We start from the raw sequence: 20,496 nt of genomic DNA, 5'->3' as shown, positions 1-20,496 counted from the left end.
GGGTCAGTGTGCGAGCTGGACCGGGGGTAGCCGGCCGCCGATATCGCCGAGCATCGCGACCACGCGGGCGCGAACGGGCTGCCAGAAGGCCGAGAGCAGCAGCAACGCCGATCCGATCACGAGCGCGGTGAAGGCGGCCGACAGCTCGACGGCGCCGGCAGTCTGGAACAGCGCGTACATCGCATAGAGCACATAAACGAGGCTCGAGACGAGCAGCGCGCGCCGGTCCACCGCCAGCGCGACGACGGCAAAGCCGATGTAGAGCAGCAGTACCAGCAAGGCCCGCCCGGCATCGACATCGCCGCCGAACACGCCGATCAGGTTGAACAGCGAATGCGCGATCATCGGCGCGGCGGCGAGATGCAGCCAGAAGGCGACGTCGGCGCGGCGGGTGCGACGTTCGCGGTCGCTCATGTCCCAGCGCATCGCGAAGGCGAACATGGCGAGGCCAGCGACGAACACCAGCGGATAGATCGCCTCGCGTGCTACCGGGATCAGCGCCACGATCAGCGAGATGCCGACACCCACCACCGCGACCGCCGCCGCGGCGACGGTGATCGGCACCATGAAGCGGCGCCAGTGGACGAAGGCGGCGGCGGCGGTGACGGCAGCGATGACGGCCGCGATCAGCGCGGCGATCGCGGCTTGGCCGTCCTCGGTGCTGGCGACGGTCTTCAGCCAGGCGTTGACGGCATCGGCGTTCGCCGCGATCGGCGCCGCGAAGGTCGCGGCCACACCGCCGACGAAGGCGATGAGCAGCACGATCGAGGGCAGCGCCATGCGGCGCCTGGCGGTGAAATATTCGGCGAGGCCCCAGGCGACGGCGGCGACGCCGAGCCCGGCGAAGGGCGATGCGATGGTGCCGCCGATCCAGCTGGTCGCGACGAGCAGCAGCACGATCGCGATCGAGACGAAAATGTCGTTGAACCCGGTGAGGAGGCGGAAGCTCTCCTCGTCGACCGCGGGGGTCACCCGCATCCGGGCTATATAGGTCCTGAAATCATCCGCAGCCTGTGCGGTGAGCGCCCCCGCACCCACCGCAGCGTCGATATCGCTTTCACTATACATCGGCACCTCCCGTTCGACACAGATTAGTGCATGTGTATTGGTAGAGCAATACAGCCTTGTTGCTCAGCCTTGCTGGAGGATGCGCCCGATCATCATTGGTTGTTCGCCACCCGACTGCGGCACGATCTCGCCTTCGCGCGACACGATTGCGTCCCAGTGCGCGGCGACGCCCTCGACGGACAAGTCGTCGCCCTTCAGCAGCTTGCCCGGCGTGAGCGTGACGTAGCTTGCCTGGAAGACGCCGGCGCCGGCGCCGAGGATGACGTTCGATGGCGCATCCTCGCTGACGAGGTAGAGTGCGCCGGGTGCGACCTTTTCCGGCGAGAAGGCGTCGAACAGCGCCTCGGGGAAGATGTCCTGCGTCATCCGCGTGCCGGCGGTCGGCGCGATCGTGTTGACCCGGATGTTGTTCTTCGCGCCCTCGATCTGAAGCGTCTTGGTGAGGCCGGCGAGGCCCATCTTGGCGGCGCCATAGTTCGCCTGGCCGAAGTTGCCGAACAGGCCGGTCGACGAGGCGGTCATGAGGACGCGGCCGTAATTCTGCTCGCGGAACGTCTCCCAGCAGGCCTTGGTAGCGAAGGCCGAACCGAGCAGGTGGACGCGGACGACGAATTCGAAGTCGGCAGGGTCCATCTTGGCGAAGGTCTTGTCGCGCAGGACGCCGGCATTGTTGATGAGGATATGGACGCCGCCCCATTTTTCCTTCGCGCGGGCGACCATGTCGGCCATCTGGTCGTATTCGGCAACGTTGCCGCCGTTCGACATCGCCTGGCCGCCGGCGGCCTCGATCTCCTTGACCACCTTCAGCGCGGCGTCGGAATGGCCGGTGCCGTCGCGCGAGCCTCCGAGATCGTTGACCACGACGCGGGCGCCGCGGCGGGCGAGTTCGAGCGCATATTCGCGGCCCAGGCCGCCGCCGGCGCCGGTGACGATCGCGACCTTGTCGTCGAAGCGGATGGACATGAAAAAGGGCGCTCCTTCGCGGTGATGGAGCGCCCTTCGTAGTAGCTGGCGGCGGCTATGCAACCGCCGCCAGAGGGGATCGGTTACTTACCGCCGCGCTGGCGACAGCCGTCGTACTGACCCTTCTTGCAGATCGGATAGCTGGCCTTCGGCGGCGGCGGCGGGAACGCCTCGCTGGGGCTCGGCGCCGGACGGAAGGTCGGCTGCACGCCCGGCTGCATCTGGCCGGTCATCGCCGGCTGGGTCGGGGCGTAGCCACCCGCCGGGGTCGGCGCGTTGGGATCGGCCGCCATGCCGCCGTTGGGCTGCGCAGGCATCGTGCCGGCCATGCCACCGGTCGACTGCGCCGGCATCGACGAGGCGTCGGCCGGGGGCGGGGTGGTCGTCGTCGACGCGTCGGGCGGCGTCGTCTGCTGCATCGACGGGTCCTGGGTCGCGGGGGCCGCGTCAGTGGTCGTCTGCGTCGACATGGTCGAATCGGTCGATCCGGCAGGGGCCGGGGTGGTCTGGGCCATCAACGGCGTTGCGGCGAGGGCGGTGGCTGCCAGCAGGAAGAGCTTCATGCCATTCTCCTAATTCTTATGCGTGAGTGCATCAGCGCCCTCGCCCAACGCCCGACTGCCGCGATGGCTCCCTCGTTTCGTGTTCGATCCGAAAGCGGACCGATCAGGCGCCCGAGTCGAGCGCATAGCCCGCCGAGCGAACGGTGCGGATGATGTCGGGCCGATCGCCGACGTTGATCGCCTTGCGCAGTCGCCGGATATGGACGTCGACGGTGCGGCTCTCGATGTCGCTGTCGTGGCCCCAGACGCTGTCGAGCAGCCGCTCGCGCGAGAAGACATGGCCGGGATGCTCGAGGAAATGCTTGAGCAGGCGGAATTCGGTCGGGCCGAGCTGGACGACCTCGCCGCCGCGGCGGACCTTGTGGCCGACGGTGTCCATCTCGATATCGGCATAGATCAGCGCCTCGCCGGCGAGTGCAGGGCGGACGCGGCGCAGGACGGCGCCGACGCGCGCAACGAGTTCGCGCGGGGAGAAGGGCTTGGTGACGTAATCGTCGGCACCGGTTTCGAGGCCGCGGACGCGGTCCTCCTCCTCGCCGCGCGCGGTCAGCATGATGATCGGCACGTTCGCCGTCTCGGGCATGCGGCGCAGGCGGCGGCATACCTCGATCCCCGACAGCCCCTCGACCATCCAGTCGAGCAGGACGATGTCGGGCGCCTTCTCCTTGGCGAGCAGCAGCGCCTCTTCGCCGTCGGGCGTCTGGACGATCTCGAAGTCCTCGCGCTTGAAGTGATAGACGAGCAGCTCGGCAAGTGCGGCGTCGTCCTCGACGAGCAGCATACGGGCACGGGGCATCATCGACGGTCCTCCTCGGGAAGCGCGCCGCGATCGCGATCGCGGTCGGCCATCTGACTGCCGGTGGCGGCGAAATACACCATCTCGGCGACGTTGGTGGCATGATCGCCGATCCGCTCGAGATTTTTCGCGACGAAGAGCAGATGGGCGACCTGGGTGATCGTACGCGGATTCTCGACCATGTGAGTGACGAGGGTGCGGAAGATGCTGTCGTAGAAATCGTCGAGCGCGGCGTCGCTCTGGCACACGCGCACCGCCGCATCCGCATCGCGCGCGGCGAAGGCGTCGAGCGCGTCGCGGACCATGCGCGCGGCGATCGTCGCCATCGCGGGGATGGTCGAGATCGGCTCGATCCGGTGCTCGCTCTCGATCAGCGGCACGCGCTTGGCGATGTTCTTGGCATAATCGCCGATGCGTTCGACGACGGCGGCAATCTTGAGCGCGGCAACGACCTCGCGCAGGTCGTTCGCCATCGGCGCGCGCAGGGCGATGATACGGACGGCGAGGCGCTCGACCTCCGCCTCGATCGCGTCGATCGCCTTGTCGTCGGCGCGGACCTGTGCGGCGAGGGCGCTGTCGGGGCGCTGAAGCGCCAGCATCGCGCGCTGGATCGCATCCTCGGCAAGGCCGCCCATGTGGCTGATGAGGCCGCGCAGCTGGCCGATATCGGCGTCGAACGCTTTGACCGTATGCCGGGCGGAGCGTGTGGGGTCGGTCATCCGTAGCGTCCCGTGATATAGTCCTTGGTCCGCTCCTCCACCGGGTTGGTGAAGATGTCGGAGGTGGCGCCGAATTCGACGAGACGGCCGAGGTTGAAGAAGGCGGTGCGCTGGCTGACGCGCGCCGCCTGCTGCATGTTGTGGGTGACGATCACGATCGCGTAGCGGCCGCGCAGCTCGTGGATCAGCTCCTCGATCCGGGCGGTCGCGATCGGATCGAGCGCGCTGCAAGGCTCGTCCATCAGGATCACCTCGGGATCGACGGCGATGGCGCGGGCGATGCACAGCCGCTGTTGCTGGCCGCCCGACAGGGTAGTGCCGCTGGCGTCGAGCCGGTCCTTCACCTCGTCCCACAGGCCGGCACGGCGCAGCGCGTCCTCGACGATCCGGTCCATGTCGTCGCGATGGCGGGCGAGGCCGTGGATGCTGGGGCCGTAGGCGACGTTGGCGTAGATCGACTTGGCGAAGGGGTTCGGTTTCTGGAACACCATGCCGACGCGGGCGCGCAGCTCGACCACGTCCATCGCGGGGGCGTAGACGTCCTCGCCATCGAGCAGGATCGTACCCTCGACCCGCGCATTGGCGACGGTGTCGTTCATGCGGTTGAGCGTGCGCAGGAAGGTCGACTTGCCGCAGCCCGACGGGCCGATGAAGGCGACCACCTCGTCGCGGGTGATGTCCATCGAGACGTCGTCGATCGCGCGGGTGGCGCCATAGAAGACGCTGACGTTGCGGGCGGAAAGCTTGGCGTCGGTCATCGGCGGGCCTCGAAGCGCTGGCGCAGCCAGATGGCGATGCCGCTCATCGAGAGCAGCAGGACAAGGAGGACGATGATCGCGGCGCTGGTCTTCTCGACGAAGCCGCGATCGATCTGGTCGGACCAGAGGAAGATCTGCACCGGCAGTACGGTCGCGGGATCGGTGAACCCCCGTGGGGCTGCAGCGATGAAGGCGCGCATGCCGATCATCAGCAGCGGCGCCGTCTCACCGAGCGCACGGGCGAGACCCAGGATGGTGCCGGTCAGGATGCCCGGCATGGCGAGCGGCAGGACATGGTCGAACATCACCTGCACGGGCGTCGCACCGACCGCGAGCGCGGCGTCGCGGATGGAGGGCGGCACGGCGCGGATCGCGTTGCGCCCGGCGATGACGATCACCGGCATCGTCATCAGCGCCAGCGTTAGCCCGCCGACCAGCGGCGCCGAGCGCGGCAGGTGGAGGGTGCCGAGGAAGACGGCCAGGCCGAGGAGCCCGAAGATGATCGAGGGGACGGCGGCGAGATTGTTGATCGATACCTCGATGAAGTCGGTCCAGCGGTTTCGCGGCGCATATTCCTCGAGGTACAGCGCCGCGAGGACGCCGATCGGGAAGGCGAGCAGCAACGTCACGGTAAGGGTCAGGAGCGAGCCCTTGAGCGCGCTCCAGATCCCGGCGCGAACCGGGTCGGTGGCGTCGGCGCCGGTCAGGAACGCCCAGTCGATCCCCCGCGACAGCGCCCCGGCGGCGGTGAGGCGAGCGACAGCGGCTTCAGCGGCGGGGGTGCCGTCATGCTTGGCCGCGACATCGACCGGGCTGCTCGCGGGCAGCTCGATCGAGCCGGGGCGGACAAGCAAGGCGGGGTCCTGGCGTACGGCGTCGCGCAGGTGCATCCAGCTGCCCTCGGCGAGACAGGCGGGACCGTTGCGGCCAAAGGCACGGGTGGCGGCGTCGTCGATGGCCGCGGCGAACCGGGCCTCGCCATCCGTCGCGGTCAACCCGGCGGCCTTGAGGTCGATCGGCAGCGTGACGCGCGTCTCGACGAAGCCGCGCGCGCCCTCCACCGCCATCGTGCCGAGCAGGAAGACGACGAAGCCGAGCGATAGGCAGACGGCGGCGAGCGCGGCCAGCCGGAACCGGCGCTCGGCGGCATTGCGCTGGCGACGGCGCGCGGCGAGGGGCGCGGCGCTATTCATACGCCTCGCGATAGCGCTTCACGATGACCAGCGCGACGACGTTAAGGAGCAGCGTCGCCGCGAACAGGACGAGCCCCAGCGCGAAGGCGGCGAGCGTCTTGGCGCTGTCGAACTCCGCTTCGCCGGTCAACAGGTCGACGATCTGCTTGGTGACGGTGGTAGTGCTGGCAAAGGGATCGAGCGTCAGCGTGGCGACGCCGCTGGCCGCCATGACGACGATCATCGTCTCGCCGATCGCGCGGCTGATCGCGAGCAGGACTCCGCCGGCGATGCCGGGCAGCGCGGCGGGGATGAGGACGTGGCGGATCGTCTCCGACGGCGTGGCGCCCAGCGCCAGGCTGCCGTCGCGCATCTCGGCGGGCACCGCGCGCAAGGCGTCGTCGGCGGTAGAGGAGACGAAGGGGACGATCATGATCCCCATCACGAGCCCCGCCGCGAGCGCGCTTTCCGACGAGGCGTCGGCGATGCCGAGGAAGAGGCCGAGGTCGCGAACGCGCGGCGCGACGCTGAGCGCGGCGAAATAGCCGTAGACGACGGTGGGGATGCCGGCGAGCACCTCGAGCGCCGGCTTGGCCCAGGCGCGCGTGCGCGGCCGGGCATATTGGCCGAGGTAGATCGCGCTCATCAGGCCGAGCGGCAGCGCGACCGCCATCGCGATGATCGCGCCGATGAAGAAGGTGCCCCAGAACAGCGGCAGCGCGCCGAGGCTGGCGCCGGGATCGGCGGGATCGATGACCTGCGGACTCCAGCGCGTACCGGTCAGGAAGTCGATCGCGGGCACCATCGCGAAGAAGCGCGCGGCTTCGTACAGCAGCGAGCCGACGATGCCCGCGGTGGTCAGAATCGCGACCAGCGCCGCGGCGAGGAGGAGCAGGACGACGCCGTTTTCGAGCCGCCAGCGCGCCGAAAAGGCGGGCGAGACGCGGACGAAGGCGAAGACGCCGCCGGCAAGCGCGAGGATCAGTGCGGCGGCGCTCGCCAGCCAATCATAGTGACGCTGCGCCGCGGCATAGGCGGGGGCCAGGCGGACGGCGGCGGGATGGAAGACGCCGCCACTGCCCTGCGCCAATGCCCGCGCGTCGGAGAGGATCGAGGCGCGCTCGAATGCGCTGGCGGGCAGCGCGGCGGCGAGCGGCGAGGCCAGCACGCGGTCGGTGACGAGCGCGGGGGATGTCAGCGACCAGATGACGAGGAAGGTCAACGGCGGCCCCAGCACCCACAGCGCGACGACCCATGCATGGTGGACGGGCAGCGAGCCGAACCGCTGGATCGCCGGCCGGCGGAAGGCGGCGGCGCGCATCCGCGCCGACAGCCAGCCGATCAGCGCGAGGCCGACGATGGTGAAGAGCAGCCCGGTGGTAGTCACGACAGCGACCGTGGATCGAGCGGGGTTTCCGCGGCGACGATGGTGGCGGCGCGCGCCCGGCTGTCGGCCGACCCGGCGATGAGGCCGCGTCGGACGAGGGGGCCGCCCGGGCCCCAGCTGGCGGCGTAGAGCCGAAGGAAGGCACGCAGGCCCGGTACGGCGCGCAGATGCGCCTTCTTCACGTAGATGTAGAGCGGCCTGGCGCCGGGATAGTCGCCGCGCGCGATCGCTTCGTAGCTGGGCGATACGCCGGCCACGGGCAAGCCGGTGACGGCGCCGCGATTCTCCTCGAGATAGCTGTAGCCGAACATGCCGATCGCGGTAGGGTCGCTACCGAGTTTCTGGACGACGAGATTGTCGTTTTCGCCGGCGTCGACGAAGGCGCCGTCCTCGCGCAGGCGACCGCAGAAGGCGCGGCGGGCGTCGGGGTTGGCGCGCGCGGCGACGAGCGCCTCGCCCTCGACGGCGCGGCAGCCGGGGATCAGGATCAATTCGACGAGGGCGTCGCGGGTGCCGCTGGTCGCAGGCGGACCATAGACCTTGATCGGCACGCGCGGCAGCGAGGGGTCGACATCGGCCCAGGTACGCGCGGTGTTGACCCGGCCGCCCGGATCGGCGGCGAGGGCGCGGTAGAGGATCGCCGGGGTCAGGCGGAGCGACGGCCCGCCCCGTGCCTGGGCGAAGGCAAGGCCGTCGAGCCCGATCGGCACTTCGATCACCTCGTTCACGCCATGGCGGCGGCAGGCGGCATATTCGCCCGCGGTCATCCGGCGCGAGGCGTCGACGATATCGGGATAGGCCGCGCCGATGCCGCCGCAGAACAGGCGCATGCCGGCCCCGGTGCCGGTCGATTCGATCACGGGCGCGCGCGCAGAGGGTGCGCGGGCGACGAAGCGCTCGGCGACGATCGTGGTGAAGGGATAGACGGTCGACGAGCCGACCACGGTGATCTGATCCCGCGTGCCGCCCCCACCGTTCGCCTGATCCTGGCAACCCGCGAGCAACAGCCCGAGAATCGCAACCAAAGTCCGCATCGAAACCTCGCCGCGGCGACTGCCCCCGTCACCGCTGCGCTGCCCTCTGTGACAGTGGCGTTACCCTTTGATGACAGCGGTCTGGGCGCGCGGCATGACGACCGCCACGGTGGTGCCGACGCCGACTCGACTCTGGATGTCGAGCCGTCCGCGATGGCGCTCGACGATGTGCTTGACGATCGCGAGGCCGAGGCCGGTGCCGCCGAGCGAGCGGCTGCGCCCGGCATCGACGCGATAGAAACGCTCGGTGAGGCGGGGGATATGCTCGGGCGCGATGCCGTCGCCCTGATCCTCGATGGCGAGGCGAAGCATCCGCTCGCCATCGCGGCCAAGGGTGACGCGGACGGGGGTGCCGGGGCGGCCGTATTTCATCGCGTTGCCGATGAGATTGTGGAGCAGCTGCGACAACTGGGCGCGGTCGCCGGCGACCAGCGCGCCCTCGGTCTGGATCGTCAACGAGACGTCGCGGGCGCGCTCGCTGCCGCCGCGGGCGAGCTCGTCGCGAATGTCCTCGGCCAGCATGGCGAGGTCGATTGTCTCGGCGGGGGTACGGTATTTCTCCGCCTCGATCCGGCTGAGCGAGATCAGGTCCTCGACCAGCCGCTGCATCCGGCGTGCCTCGTCGAACATCACCTTCAGGAAGCGGGCGCGGATGCCGGGGTCCTCGCCCGCTTCCTCCGAGAGCGTCTCGACATAGCCTAGGATGGAGGCGAGCGGGGTGCGCAGCTCGTGGCTGGCGTTGGCGACAAAATCGACGCGCATCCGTTCGGCGGCATAGTTGCCGGTGCGATCGATCAGCTGGACGATGCGCGCGCCGTCACCCGCCTCGCCGACGCGCATTTCCCAGCGCTGGTCGGGGGAGCCCAGCCCATGCAGTTCGACCGGCCGATCGTCGCCACCGCGCGAGGCGAGGCGGCCGGCGGCGGCGGGGTGACGGATGGCGACCCGGGCGTCCTCGCCGACGATATGGTCGCCGAGCAGCTTGGTCGCGGCGGCGTTGGCGAAGCTGACGACGCCGCCGCGGATCAGCAGTACCGGCTCGACGATGGTGTCGAGCACCTCGCCGAGCAGCTGGTCGGCATTGCCCTCGGCATCGCCCTTGGCGACATTCTCGTCGTCGCGGGTGCCGATCGCCGCGAGCGCACCGGCGATGCCGACGACCAGCGTGATCGCCGCCGCATCGGCGTTGGCGACGACCCCGGCCGCCATCGCCCCGATCGCGGCGATGGCGATGGCGCCGAGCAGACGTTGCGCGAATCGGGACGTCATGCGCGGCTCTTTGGCGGGGCGGCGGCGGCTTGTCCAAGCCGCTGGCGTCAGCCGAGCCGTTCGAGGGTGGGGATCAGCGCATCGTAATGGTCGATCACGGCATCGGCGCCGAGATCGCCTGTCGGCATGTCGGGAAAGCCGGGATTGAAGGTCACGACCGAAATGCCCGCGTTACGCGCCGCCTCGACGTCGTAGACGGTGTCGCCGACGAAGGCGGCGCGGCCGCCGCCGCATTCCTCGATCATGAGATCGATCAGGTCGCGCGCCGGCTTGCCGCGCCCATCACCGAGCCGGTCGCCGCCGATGATCGTCGCGAACCGGCCCGTCAGCCTGAGCTGGCCAAGCACCAGTCGCGCCAGTCGTTCGCGCTTGTTGGTGACGATGGCGAGCTTCACCCCGACTTCCGCCAGTCGATCGAGCGCAGCGAGCGCGCCGGGAAACGGGCGGGTGAGATCGGCGATATGTTCCTCGTAATAGGCGAGCAGGCGCTGGAGCAGCGCGTCGAGCTCGTCGTCGGTGCAGCCGCCGGTCGCCGCCATGCCCTGCGCGAGCATGTGCCGCCCGCCACCGCCCACCATCGGCCGGACCTGATCGATGGTCAGCGTCGCGCGCCCGGCGGACGCGAGCGCGTGGTTTACCGCGGCGGCGAGGTCGGCGGTGGTGTCGAGCAGCGTACCGTCGAGGTCGAACCCGACGATGTCGAACGGGAAACGGGGGCGTGAAATCTCGGTCATGGCCGCGGCTGCTGACGTGGCGGACTGGAATTGGCAATGTCTTGGTGGCAAGCGGCAGATATGACCACGCCACTCGCCGTCATCATCCTTGCCGCCGGCAAGGGCACGCGGATGAAATCCGACCTGCACAAGGTGCTTCACCCCATCGCCGGGCGGCCGATGTTGCTGCACCTGATCGACAGCGTGTCGGCACTGTCGCCGCAAAAGGTCGTGGTCTTGACCGGCGCCGGGCGCGAACAGGTCGAGGCGGCGGTGGCGCCGCTGGGGATCGGCACGGCATTGCAGGCCGAGCAGCTGGGGACGGCGCATGCCGTTCTTCAGGCGCGCGACGCGCTCGACGGCTTCGCGGGTGACGTGCTGATCCTGTATGGTGACGTCCCGCTGGTGACGGCGGCGACGATGCGACGGATGCTGGGCGCGCTTCATGCCAAGCCGCGACCAAACGCGGTGGTACTCGCGTTTCGGCCGGCCGATCCGGCGGCCTATGGCCGGGTGATCGTCGGCAGCGGCGACAGCATCGACCGGATCGTCGAATATAAGGACGCCGACGCCGCCGAACGGGCGGTGACGCTGTGCAATTCGGGGCTGATGGCGGCACGCGCCGACGATCTGTGGCGCCTGCTCGATCGCGTCGGCAACGACAATGCGGCGGGCGAATATTATCTGCCCGACGTCATCGGGCTGGCGAACGACGAGGGTGGCTCGGCCGTCGTGGTCGAGACGTCGGCGGACGAGGTCGCGGGCGTCAACAGCCGCGCCGAACTGGCCGGCGTCGAGGCGGCCTGGCAGGCGGCGAGGCGCGCGCAGGCGATGGCGGACGGCGCGACGCTGATCGCGCCCGATACCGTCTGGTTCGCGCACGACACGGCGATCGGCCGCGACGTCGTGATCGAGCCCAATGTCGTCTTCGCGCCCGGCGTCAGCATTGCCGATGGCGTGACGATCCATGCGTTCAGCCATCTGGAGGGCGCAACCGTCGGTGAGGGCGCGGAGATCGGCCCCTATGCCCGGCTGCGCCCCGGCGCGGTCGTCGGCCGGAAGGCCAAGGTCGGCAATTTCGTCGAGATGAAGAAGGCGGTGCTGGGCGAAGGCGCCAAGGCCAACCACCTGAGCTATCTGGGCGATGCCGAAATCGGCGCGGGCGCGAACATCGGCGCGGGCACGATCACCTGCAACTACGACGGTTTCCTGAAGTATCGCACGCAGATCGGCGAGGGGGCGTTCATCGGATCCAACTCGTCGCTCGTCGCCCCGGTCAGCATCGGTGCGGGCGCGATCGTCGGCGCGGGATCGGTGGTGACCGCCGACGTCGACGCGGACTCGCTGGCGCTGGTCCGGGCCGAGCGGCAGAGCAAGCCCGGCTGGGCCAAGCGCTTTCGCGAGCGGATGGCGGCAAAGAAGGCCGCTCGCTAATCAATCTTCCTCAGAACAAGGCGTTCACACATGTGCGGCATCGTTGGCATCGTCGGTCGGGAAGAAGTGGCGGAGCGGTTGCTCGACGGGCTGCGCCGGCTGGAATATCGCGGCTATGATTCCGCTGGGATCGCGACCGATCACGGCGGTCGGATCGAGCGGCGTCGCGCATCGGGCAAGCTGGTCAACCTGGCACGCGAACTGGCGGCCGATCCGCTGCCGGGCTGCACCGGCATCGCGCACACACGCTGGGCGACGCACGGCGGGCCGACGACCAACAACGCCCACCCGCATGCGACCGACGAGGTCGCGGTGGTCCACAACGGCATCATCGAGAATTTCAAGGCGCTGCGCGACGAGCTGATCGGGCGCGGGCGCGTGTTTACCAGCGAGACCGATACCGAGGTGGTCGCGCATCTGGTCAGCGAGAAGGTGGAGGCCGGCTTTGACCCGGTCGGCGCGGTGCGCGAGGTGCTGCCCCGGCTCCATGGCGCGTTCGCGCTCGCGATCCTGTTCCGCAAGCACCCCGACATGCTGATCGGCGCGCGGCTCGGCTCGCCGCTCGTGGTGGGCTATGGCGAGGGCGAGACGTATCTCGGCTCGGACGCGCTGGCGCTGGGGCCGCTGACGCAGCGGATCGCCTATCTCGACGAGGGCGACTGGGTGGTCTGCACCGAGGAGGGGGCGCAGGTCTATGATCGCGACAACAAGCCGGTAGAGCGGGCCGTCACCATCTCCGGCGTGACCGGCGAGCTGGTGTCGAAGGGCAACCATCGGCATTACATGCTGAAGGAGATCTACGAGCAGCCGATCGTCGTCGCGCAGACGCTGCGATCCTATCTTCAGCGGATGGAAGAGCGGGTAACGCTGCCGATCCCGGAGTTCGACCTGTCGGCGATCAAGCGGGTAACGATCGTCGCCTGCGGCACCAGCTTCTACGCCGGCATGGTCGCCAAATACTGGTTCGAGCAATTCGCGCGCGTGCCCGTCGACCTCGATGTCGCCTCCGAGTTTCGTTACCGCGCGCCGGTGATGGAGCCGGGCGGGCTGATGATCGTCATCAGCCAGTCGGGCGAGACCGCCGACACACTGGCGGCGCTGCGCCACGCCAAGGCGGAAGGCCAGACGATCGCGGCGGTGGTCAACGTGCCGACCAGCTCGATGGCGCGCGAGGCGGACCTGCTGCTGCCGACGCATGCCGGGCCGGAGATCGGCGTCGCCTCGACCAAGGCGTTCACCTGCCAGCTGGCGGTGCTGGCAGCGCTGGCGGCGAACCTGGCCCATGCCAAGGGGCTGTTCAAGGACGGCGAGGAGCGGCAGATCGTCCGGCATCTGGGCGAGGCGCCGGCGGCGCTCAACGCCGCGCTGGCCTATGACGAATCGATCCAGGAAATGGCGGGCGCGGTCGCGGGTGCGCGCGACGTGCTGTATCTGGGGCGCGGCACCGATTATCCGCTGGCGCTCGAGGGCGCGCTGAAGCTGAAAGAAATCAGCTACATCCATGCCGAGGGCTATGCCGCGGGCGAGATGAAGCACGGGCCGATCGCGCTGATCGACGAGAACGTCCCCGTCATCGTCATCGCGCCGTCGGGGCCGTTGTTCGAGAAGACCGTCAGTAACATGCAGGAGGTCCAGGCACGCGGCGGCAAGGTCATCCTGATCAGCGACTATGACGGCATCCAGGCGGCAGGCGAGGGTTGCATCGCGACGATCACCATGCCCAAGGTGCACCCGCTGATCGCGCCGCTGGTCTATGCGGTGCCGGTGCAGCTGCTCGCGTATCACGTCGCCGTCGCCAAGGGGACGGATGTCGACCAGCCACGCAACCTCGCCAAGTCGGTCACGGTCGAATAGGCCGGCAGGCGACTCGTTTGTAGGAGAAGCAAGGATGACCGACGCACCGCTGGTTGCCGGGATCGAATTGGGCGGCACCAAATGCGTCTGCATCCTGGCGCGCGGTCCCGAGCAGATCGAGGATCGCGTGTCGCTGCCGACGACGCGGCCCGACGAGACGATGGCTGGGATCGAACGCGTCCTCGACGGCTGGGGCGGGTTTTCGGCACTGGGCATCGCGAGCTTCGGTCCGATCTCGATCGATCGCCACGCCGCCGATTATGGCCAGATCACGTCGACGCCCAAGCCCGGCTGGGCGGGGACCGACGTCGCGAAGCGGCTCGAGGCGCGATACGGCGTGCCGACGGCGTTCCATACCGACGTGGTCGGGGCGGCGCTGGCGGAGGCGCGGTGGGGCGCGGCGAAGGGGCTGGCCGACGTCGCCTATGCGACGGTCGGGACGGGGATCGGCGTCGGCGTCATCGCCGGGCATCGACCCGTCGATGGCCTGACGCATGCCGAGCTGGGCCATATCCGACCCGTCCGGTTGCCGGGTGACGACTGGGTCGGCAGCTGCCCCTATCACGGCGCGTGCTGCGAGGGGCTGGCCGCAGGGCCGGCGCTGGCGGCGCGGACCGGACGCAAGGGGCAGGAAATCGGCGCCGACGATCCGGTGTGGGAGGGCGTCGCCCATGCGCTGGGCCAGCTGTGCCATACGCTGGTGCTGACCGGCACCCCGCGGCGGATCGTGATGGGCGGCGGGGTGATGATGGGAAACAGCCACCTGTTTCCGCGCGTGCGCTCGGCGATGACGAAGTCGCTGGCGGGCTATATCGCGCTACCCGAGGTACAGCTGGCCGAGACGTTCGTGGTGCCGCCGGCGCTGGGCGACAATGCCGGGCCGCTCGGCGCGATCGTGCTGGGCGCGCAGGCGCTGGAGGAGCATCTGCATCGCTCCTACGCCGGGGGATAAGCGCGTCGGTGTGGGGCAGGTGCTTCGACAGGCTCAGCACGAACGGTTTTCTGGTCGTTTGCCTCGATCCGTTCGCCCTGAGCCTGTCGAAGGGCGTGTTTAGAGCGGAAGCGTCGGTTGAATGTTGTCAGCATCGTCCTCGACGATACCCGATAGCGTCAGGCCGAGCAGCCTGACACCGGCCGGCACCGGTAGCTGGGCATCGAGCAGGGCGCGGCCCGTGGCGAGGAAGGTCGCCTTGTCCGGCACCGCGCCCGCGAACGAGCGGGCGTGGGTGATCGTGCGAAAGTCGGCATGGCGCAGCTTGAGCGTCACCGTGCGACCGCGCGTGCCAAGGCGCTCGATGCGGATCCAGGCGGCGTCGGCGACGCGATCGAGCGCGGCGTGGAGGTCGGCGGGGTCGGACAGGTTTGTCTCGAAGGTGCGCTCTGCCCCGACCGACTTGGTCGGGCGGTCGGCGCGGACGGGGCGATGGTCTTCGCCGCGCGCGGCGCCGTAGAGGTAATCGGCGTAGCTGCCGAACTGCGCCTGGAGGAAGGCGAGGGGACGGTCGCGCAGGTCGGCGCCGGTTTCGATGCCGAGGCGCGCCATCTTCGCCGCCGTCACCGGGCCGACGCCGTGGAAGCGCTTGACCGGCAACGAGGCGACGAAGGCCGCGCCCTTGGCTGGGGTGATGACGCACAGGCCGTCGGGCTTGTTCTGATCGGACGCGAGCTTGGCGATGAACTTGTTGTAGCTGACTCCGGCGGAGGCGGTGAGGCCGGTGTCTGCCTTGATCCGCGCGCGGATCTGTTCGGCGATCGCACTGGCCGAGCCGAGGCCGAGGCGGTCCTCGCTGACGTCGAGATAGGCCTCGTCGAGCGACAGCGGCTCGATCAGGTCGGTGTAGTCGCGGAAGATGGCGTGGATCTGTTGCGACACCGAGCGATAGACGTCGAAGCGCGGCGGCACGAAGACGAGGTCGGGGCAGCGGCGCAGCGCGGTGACCGACGGCATCGCTGATCGCACGCCGAATGCGCGCGCTTCATAGCTGGCAGCGGCGACCACACCGCGCGCGCGCGATCCGCCGACAGCGACGGGACGACCGCGGAGCGACGGATCGTCGCGCTGCTCGACCGACGCGTAGAAGGCGTCCATGTCGATGTGGATGATCTTGCGCGAGTTTCCGCCGGCCATGGCGGCGCCGTCGAACGCGTTCGGCGGGCGGCTGTCAAGCATCGGGAACTGGCGCCCCGTCCCCGGCATTGGCTGGCATCGTTCGAACGCGGGGGAATGCCGTGACCACCAGCCATGACGTCGTCGTGATCGGCGCAGGCGCCGCAGGCATCGCCGCCGCGGCCCGGTTGCAGGAGGCCGGGCGGCGCGTGCTGTTGGTCGAGGCGAGCACACGGATCGGCGGACGGGCGTGGACCGAGACCATCGACGGCATGGCGATCGACCTCGGCTGCGGCTGGCTCCATTCGGCGGATCGCAATCCGATGGTGGCGCTGGCGGAGCGATCGGGCTTCGCGGTCGATCGGTCGCGGTCGGCATGGGGCGAGCAGTATCGCGACCTGAGCTTCAGCGCCGCCGAGCAGGAGGCGGCGCATCGAGCCTGGGAGCGTTTCGAGCATCGGATCGAAACGGCACCACCGCCGAGCGATCGCGCGGGCGAGGCGATGCCGGTGGACGATCCGTGGCGCGGCTATGCCGAGGCGCTGAGCGGCTATATGAACGGGGCCGAGCTCGATCGGCTCTCGATCGCCGATTTCCTGGCTTACGATACCAAGGCGACCGATCATAACTGGCGGGTTCCGGCCGGGTATGGCGCGCTGGTGGCGGCGCAGTTGCCGGCCGCGGCGATGGCGCTGGCGACGGCGGTCACGGAGATCGCGCTGACGCGGGACGGCGTTCGCATCGTCACCGATCGCGGATCGATTGAGGCGGCGGCGGCGGTCGTCACCGTTTCGACCAACGTGCTGGCCGGCGGCGCCATCGCGCTGCCCCAGGCGGCGCGGGGGCATGTCGAGGCGGCGTCGCGATTGCCGCTGGGGCTGGCGGACAAGCTGTTCCTGGCGCTCGACGGCGAGCACGGGCTGGCTGCGGAGACGCATCTGATCGGCGATCCGCGGCGGGCGGAGACGGGCAGCTATTATATGCGGCCTTTCGGCCGTCCCATGATCGAGGCGTTCTTCGGTGGGCGCGGCGCGGTGATGCTCGAGCGCGAGGGACTGGGCGCGGCCGTCGCCTTCGCGCTCGACGAGTTGGCGGGGCTGCTTGGTAGCGGCATCCGGCGGCACCTGCGTCCGATGATCGGGTCGAGCTGGTGCCGCATGACGCATGTCCGCGGATCGTACAGCCATGCGCTGCCGGGCCATGCCGACGCACGCGGCGTGCTGGCGACGCCTATCGAGGATCGGCTGTTCTTCGCCGGTGAGGCGACGCACCCGTTCGATTTCTCGACCGCTCACGGCGCTTGGGAGAGCGGGGAGCGGGCGGCGGGCGAGGTGGTGGCCGTCCTTGGCGGCTGATGCGCGCGCGCGTCAGAACCCGGCGGCAGTTCGGATCGTTACGACCGGGCAATTGACGAGGATCGGTACGGCCCCGACACTGGGGCGGCAGGTTGCGGAGGATGCCATTGCCGAAGGTTCGCGCGAACGGGATCGAGCTGTTTTACGATACGACCGGTGATCCGGCCGACCCGTGCGTGTTGCTGGTGATGGGGCTGGGCACGCAGATGATCGCCTGGTCCAATGCCTTGGTGGAGCGGATCGCGGCGAAGGGGTTCTTCGTCGTGCGCTACGACAACCGCGACGTCGGGCTGTCGACGCACCTCGACGGCGCGTTCGCGATCAACCCGCTACTGGCGCTGGTCGCGCTGAAGCTGCGGGTCCGATTGCCGCTGGCCTATACGCTGACCGACATGGCGGCGGACGGGATCGCGCTGCTCGATGCGCTCGGCGTAGACCGCGCGCATGTCGTCGGCGCGTCGATGGGCGGCATGATCGCGCAGCTGATGGCGGCCGGATGGCCGGATCGGGTCGCGAGCCTCACGTCGATCATGTCGTCGAGCGGCGCGCCCGAGGTGCCCGGACCTACGGCCGAGGTGCGCCGCGCGCTGCTGCGGCGGCGACCGAAGCCCGGCGAACGCGATGCTGCCATCCGGGGAGGCGCGGAGATCATGCGGCTGCTGTCCTTTCCCGATCCGGCGCGCGACGAGGCGATGCTGGCCGAGATGGCGGCGGCTGCGTTCGATCGCAACTACGACCCGGCGGGCGGGCGACGGCAGCTGCTGGCGATTTTGGCGGACGGCAGCCGGGTCGAGCGGCTGGCGCGGATCACGGCGCCGACGCTGGTGATCCACGGCGAGGCGGACCCGCTGATCCCGGTTGCCGCCGGCGAGGATCTGGTGCGTCGCATCCCCGGCGCACGGCTGGAGCGGATCGCGCAGATGGCGCATGACTTGCCGCCGGCACAGCTGCCGCTGCTTGCGCGGCTGATCGTGGATCACGCGCGTGCGGCGGACCCGGCTCTAGACGAGGCGGCTGGCGGTTGACGGGCGGAACGGTGGCGAGGAGAATGCGATGACGCTCTACGAACAGATGCAGGCATTGCTCGCGTCATCGGCAGGCGGCGCCGATCTGGCGACGCCGCTGGTGACTGATCCGTTGGGAATGCAGCCGCCGCCGATGCTCGACGCCGAGATTGCGACGACGACCGCGACGCGAATGGCCGACCTGCTCGCCACCGCCGATGACGACGAGCTACAGTCAGCGCGTCGCGACGCCGATGGCGACCCGATGCTGTGCGACGGGATCGACGCAGAGTTGGACCGCCGTCGGCGCTAGCGTCTCAGGCGGCGACCGTGGAGCGCGCCGGGCGGCGACGCAGCGAATAGGCGAGCAGCAGGAACCCGGCGATCATCGAGACCCAGGTCGCGGGCTCCGGCACCGCAGCGACGTTGGCGATGCGGGTGTTCGATCCGGTGCCGACCGTCACCGGCCTCAGGTCGAGCAGGTAGGACGAAAAGCCGATCTGCGACACCGGCGCCGTCATTACCGTGGCGGTGAAGGTATCGATCGTGCCGATCAGGTCGTAGCTGCCGCCGCGCCAGCCATCGAGAATGCGAGCGAAACCGCAGCTGGGATCGATGCCGCTGGTACCACTGCAGGCGGTGCCCGCAATCTGGCCGCGCCCGGTGCCGCTCATGCCGGTTTCGTTGAAGCTGTTGCTGCCGAAGCTGCTCGTGCCGCCCATGAAATAGGCGGTGGTGCCCTGAGTGCCGGTAGCGGGCAGGTAATAGGTGAAGGTGGCGCGGCCCGACACCGTCTGGCTGGATCCCGGGCCGTTCATCGGCTGGGTCACCTGCGTGCCCGACACATTGCCGCTCATGGTATATTGGATGTAGCCGGTGGCGCTGGCCGCGGTCGGCAGCATCGCGGCGGCGGCAGTGCCCACCAGAGCGACCGTTAACCGATTGAACATCCGAAATCTCCTGAACGACGTGATGCAGGAAAAGTGTTGGAAGTCGTTGCTCCGGTCAATGACTTAACCATTTCCGGGATCGATGACGCGGCGTTAACTGACAATTTTGTCACGGTTCGTAACAAAAGTATTGAGGCGTAAAGTTTACGCCCGAAAGCGCTGTGCCAGACTGGAGCAGAGCCTTCGGACGTCAACATCGTGCCCGGGCGACTCCATCGCGAATCGCCCGCGTAGTCGCCGGGCGTCAGCGAATCGGATTGAGCCGGCGGGCGTAGCGCTGGAGACGCGGCGGCACCCAATCGTTGATGAAGTGATGCGCGCGTGCCGCCCAGTCGATCCGATCGCCGGTGCCGGGACGGGGCCGGAAGTTGGTATCGCGCGCCGGCACGTCAGCCAGCTTCTCGTCGAAGGCGGTGTAATAATAGGTGGCGATCGATCGGCGGTCGCGCTCGGGCGGGCAGGTCAGCGGATCGGGATGACCGTGGTAGCTGTCGAGCGAGGTCGAAAAGACCACCGCACGCCCGATATGCGGCGCGACCTTCACCTCGCAAGCCTTCATCTCGGTGTCCCACAGTTCGAGGTGGCCGCCATAAGAATCGTCCCAGTCGTCGTTGAGGTAGACAATGAGGTTCAGCCGTCGCTCCAACTTCATCTCGCCATGGAGGTTAAAGTCGGCATGGACGCCGAGATGGCCGCCGCGCTTGGTGAGATGGAGGCCGCCGCCCGAGAAATGGGGGTCGGGGATAAGGCCGTCGATCCCCGTCATCTTCTCGAGGAAGGTGACGAAGGCGATGCTGTTGAGTTCGGCGAGGAGGTTGCGGGTCAGCGCGCTCGGAATCTTCTCCGGCGTGAACTGGTACTTCAGTCGCTCCTGGTCGCGATCGAAATGGGTGAAGCCCTCGAGTGAGGGATATTCGGCGGCGACCTGGCGCAGCATCGCCGGATCGAGCAATTCGTCGATCACGATGTGGGGAAAGGGCGACGCCGATTGATAGGCGGCAGCGCGCGTCTCGCCGGCAGCCTCGCACTCGGCGCGGTCGAAATGCAGATAGGTCCCGGTCTTCGATAGATGTAAAACGCTCAATGCCGCCTCCATTAACGCATCGGGTGTAGCCGTTACCGACGCTTGCTTGAAGAGCGGTGAACGACGTCAAGTGCCGGACGGCCGATCGTCTCGTCATTCATGCATTCTTCAGCGGCAGATGCCATGGCGTGCCGACACGGCGCGAACGATTGTCGTTCCGTATCGAACGCTGTACGGCATAGGTTGCGGGGAAGGATCGAGATTCAATGGCGGTGTTGGTGGTGCTGCAGGTGCGTCGATTCGACGAACGCCGCCTAGTCGGGGTC

General features: G+C 68.8%; 20 protein-coding genes. 6 read left to right on the top strand and 14 right to left on the bottom strand.

Annotated features, from left to right (window positions below; all coding sequences use genetic code 11):
* Positions 1 to 3: 3 nt before the first annotated feature.
* From GGQ80_RS03455 to GGQ80_RS03405, 11 genes are all read right to left on the bottom strand, one after another.
* Positions 4 to 1,068: a hypothetical protein gene (locus tag GGQ80_RS03455; protein ID WP_183982514.1), complete on the bottom strand. Its 1,065-nt coding sequence runs from the start codon at positions 1,066 to 1,068 to the stop codon at positions 4 to 6.
* 63 nt (positions 1,069 to 1,131) lie between these two features.
* Complete coding sequence (locus tag GGQ80_RS03450) at positions 1,132 to 2,031, bottom strand: SDR family NAD(P)-dependent oxidoreductase (protein WP_183982513.1); 900 nt, start codon at positions 2,029 to 2,031, stop codon at positions 1,132 to 1,134.
* Positions 2,032 to 2,114: 83 nt separating this feature from the next.
* Positions 2,115 to 2,594, bottom strand: coding sequence for a hypothetical protein (locus tag GGQ80_RS03445; RefSeq protein ID WP_183982512.1), 480 nt, complete (start codon positions 2,592 to 2,594; stop codon positions 2,115 to 2,117).
* 103 nt (positions 2,595 to 2,697) lie between these two features.
* On the bottom strand, positions 2,698 to 3,390 hold the full coding sequence (phoB, locus tag GGQ80_RS03440; protein WP_183982922.1) for a phosphate regulon transcriptional regulator PhoB: 693 nt from the start codon (positions 3,388 to 3,390) through the stop codon (positions 2,698 to 2,700).
* Complete coding sequence (gene phoU / locus GGQ80_RS03435; protein ID WP_183982511.1) at positions 3,390 to 4,109, bottom strand: phosphate signaling complex protein PhoU; 720 nt, start codon at positions 4,107 to 4,109, stop codon at positions 3,390 to 3,392. The genes phoB and phoU overlap by 1 nt, the downstream gene beginning before the upstream one ends.
* Positions 4,106 to 4,867, bottom strand: a complete 762-nt coding sequence (gene pstB / locus GGQ80_RS03430; RefSeq protein WP_183982510.1) for a phosphate ABC transporter ATP-binding protein PstB — start codon at positions 4,865 to 4,867, stop codon at positions 4,106 to 4,108. The genes phoU and pstB overlap by 4 nt, the downstream gene beginning before the upstream one ends.
* Positions 4,864 to 6,060 carry a phosphate ABC transporter permease PstA gene (gene pstA / locus GGQ80_RS03425; RefSeq protein ID WP_183982509.1) on the bottom strand — a complete coding sequence of 399 codons (1,197 nt, stop codon included), beginning with the start codon at positions 6,058 to 6,060 and terminating at the stop codon, positions 4,864 to 4,866. The genes pstB and pstA overlap by 4 nt, the downstream gene beginning before the upstream one ends.
* Entirely contained in the window at positions 6,053 to 7,426 is a 1,374-nt protein-coding gene (pstC, locus tag GGQ80_RS03420; RefSeq protein ID WP_183982508.1) for a phosphate ABC transporter permease subunit PstC, read from the bottom strand. The genes pstA and pstC overlap by 8 nt, the downstream gene beginning before the upstream one ends.
* Positions 7,423 to 8,460 carry a substrate-binding domain-containing protein gene (locus tag GGQ80_RS03415; protein ID WP_183982507.1) on the bottom strand — a complete coding sequence of 346 codons (1,038 nt, stop codon included), beginning with the start codon at positions 8,458 to 8,460 and terminating at the stop codon, positions 7,423 to 7,425. The genes pstC and GGQ80_RS03415 overlap by 4 nt, the downstream gene beginning before the upstream one ends.
* 60 nt (positions 8,461 to 8,520) lie before the next feature.
* Positions 8,521 to 9,729: an ATP-binding protein gene (locus GGQ80_RS03410; protein WP_183982506.1), complete on the bottom strand. Its 1,209-nt coding sequence runs from the start codon at positions 9,727 to 9,729 to the stop codon at positions 8,521 to 8,523.
* A gap of 47 nt (positions 9,730 to 9,776) precedes the next feature.
* Positions 9,777 to 10,463, bottom strand: coding sequence for an HAD-IA family hydrolase (locus GGQ80_RS03405; RefSeq protein WP_183982505.1), 687 nt, complete (start codon positions 10,461 to 10,463; stop codon positions 9,777 to 9,779).
* Positions 10,464 to 10,523: 60 nt separating this feature from the next.
* Here GGQ80_RS03405 and glmU point away from each other — a divergent pair, with 60 nt between their 5' ends.
* The 3 genes from glmU to GGQ80_RS03390 are packed head-to-tail and all read left to right on the top strand — an operon-like array spanning position 10,524 to position 14,682.
* Positions 10,524 to 11,876, top strand: a complete 1,353-nt coding sequence (gene glmU / locus GGQ80_RS03400) for a bifunctional UDP-N-acetylglucosamine diphosphorylase/glucosamine-1-phosphate N-acetyltransferase GlmU (protein WP_183982504.1) — start codon at positions 10,524 to 10,526, stop codon at positions 11,874 to 11,876.
* A 30-nt stretch (positions 11,877 to 11,906) separates the two neighbouring features.
* On the top strand, positions 11,907 to 13,730 hold the full coding sequence (glmS, locus tag GGQ80_RS03395) for a glutamine--fructose-6-phosphate transaminase (isomerizing) (RefSeq protein WP_183982503.1): 1,824 nt from the start codon (positions 11,907 to 11,909) through the stop codon (positions 13,728 to 13,730).
* A gap of 34 nt (positions 13,731 to 13,764) precedes the next feature.
* Positions 13,765 to 14,682: an ROK family protein gene (locus GGQ80_RS03390; protein ID WP_183982502.1), complete on the top strand. Its 918-nt coding sequence runs from the start codon at positions 13,765 to 13,767 to the stop codon at positions 14,680 to 14,682.
* 99 nt (positions 14,683 to 14,781) lie between these two features.
* Here GGQ80_RS03390 and dinB read toward each other — a convergent pair whose 3' ends face one another.
* Positions 14,782 to 15,900 (bottom strand): DNA polymerase IV, encoded by a 1,119-nt coding sequence (gene dinB / locus GGQ80_RS03385; RefSeq protein ID WP_246346843.1) that lies wholly within the window; start codon positions 15,898 to 15,900, stop codon positions 14,782 to 14,784.
* Between the two features lie 59 nt (positions 15,901 to 15,959).
* Between dinB and GGQ80_RS03380 the strand changes: the two genes are divergently transcribed.
* The 3 genes from GGQ80_RS03380 (at position 15,960) to GGQ80_RS03370 (ending at position 18,509) form a co-directional block, all read left to right on the top strand.
* The gene (locus GGQ80_RS03380) at positions 15,960 to 17,192 is read left to right on the top strand and encodes an FAD-dependent oxidoreductase (RefSeq protein WP_183982501.1); all 1,233 of its coding nucleotides are present in this window, start codon (positions 15,960 to 15,962) and stop codon (positions 17,190 to 17,192) included.
* 107 nt (positions 17,193 to 17,299) lie between these two features.
* Positions 17,300 to 18,217, top strand: a complete 918-nt coding sequence (locus GGQ80_RS03375; RefSeq protein ID WP_183982500.1) for an alpha/beta fold hydrolase — start codon at positions 17,300 to 17,302, stop codon at positions 18,215 to 18,217.
* Positions 18,218 to 18,245: 28 nt separating this feature from the next.
* Positions 18,246 to 18,509 (top strand): hypothetical protein, encoded by a 264-nt coding sequence (locus GGQ80_RS03370; RefSeq protein ID WP_183982499.1) that lies wholly within the window; start codon positions 18,246 to 18,248, stop codon positions 18,507 to 18,509.
* A 4-nt stretch (positions 18,510 to 18,513) separates the two neighbouring features.
* On the opposite strand, the gene GGQ80_RS03365 is transcribed toward GGQ80_RS03370, so the two are convergent.
* Together GGQ80_RS03365 and GGQ80_RS03360 are read right to left on the bottom strand one after the other, a co-directional pair.
* The gene (locus GGQ80_RS03365; protein ID WP_183982498.1) at positions 18,514 to 19,146 is read right to left on the bottom strand and encodes a PEP-CTERM sorting domain-containing protein; all 633 of its coding nucleotides are present in this window, start codon (positions 19,144 to 19,146) and stop codon (positions 18,514 to 18,516) included.
* Positions 19,147 to 19,390: 244 nt separating this feature from the next.
* Complete coding sequence (locus tag GGQ80_RS03360; protein WP_246346842.1) at positions 19,391 to 20,230, bottom strand: 2OG-Fe(II) oxygenase; 840 nt, start codon at positions 20,228 to 20,230, stop codon at positions 19,391 to 19,393.
* Positions 20,231 to 20,496 lie beyond the last annotated feature (266 nt).

Source organism: Sphingomonas jinjuensis (assembly GCF_014197105.1).
In the GTDB taxonomy this organism is placed as follows: domain Bacteria; phylum Pseudomonadota; class Alphaproteobacteria; order Sphingomonadales; family Sphingomonadaceae; genus Sphingomonas; species Sphingomonas jinjuensis.
The sequence above is the reverse complement of the archived record's forward strand: the minus strand, read 5'-3'. Positions and strand labels throughout refer to the sequence as shown.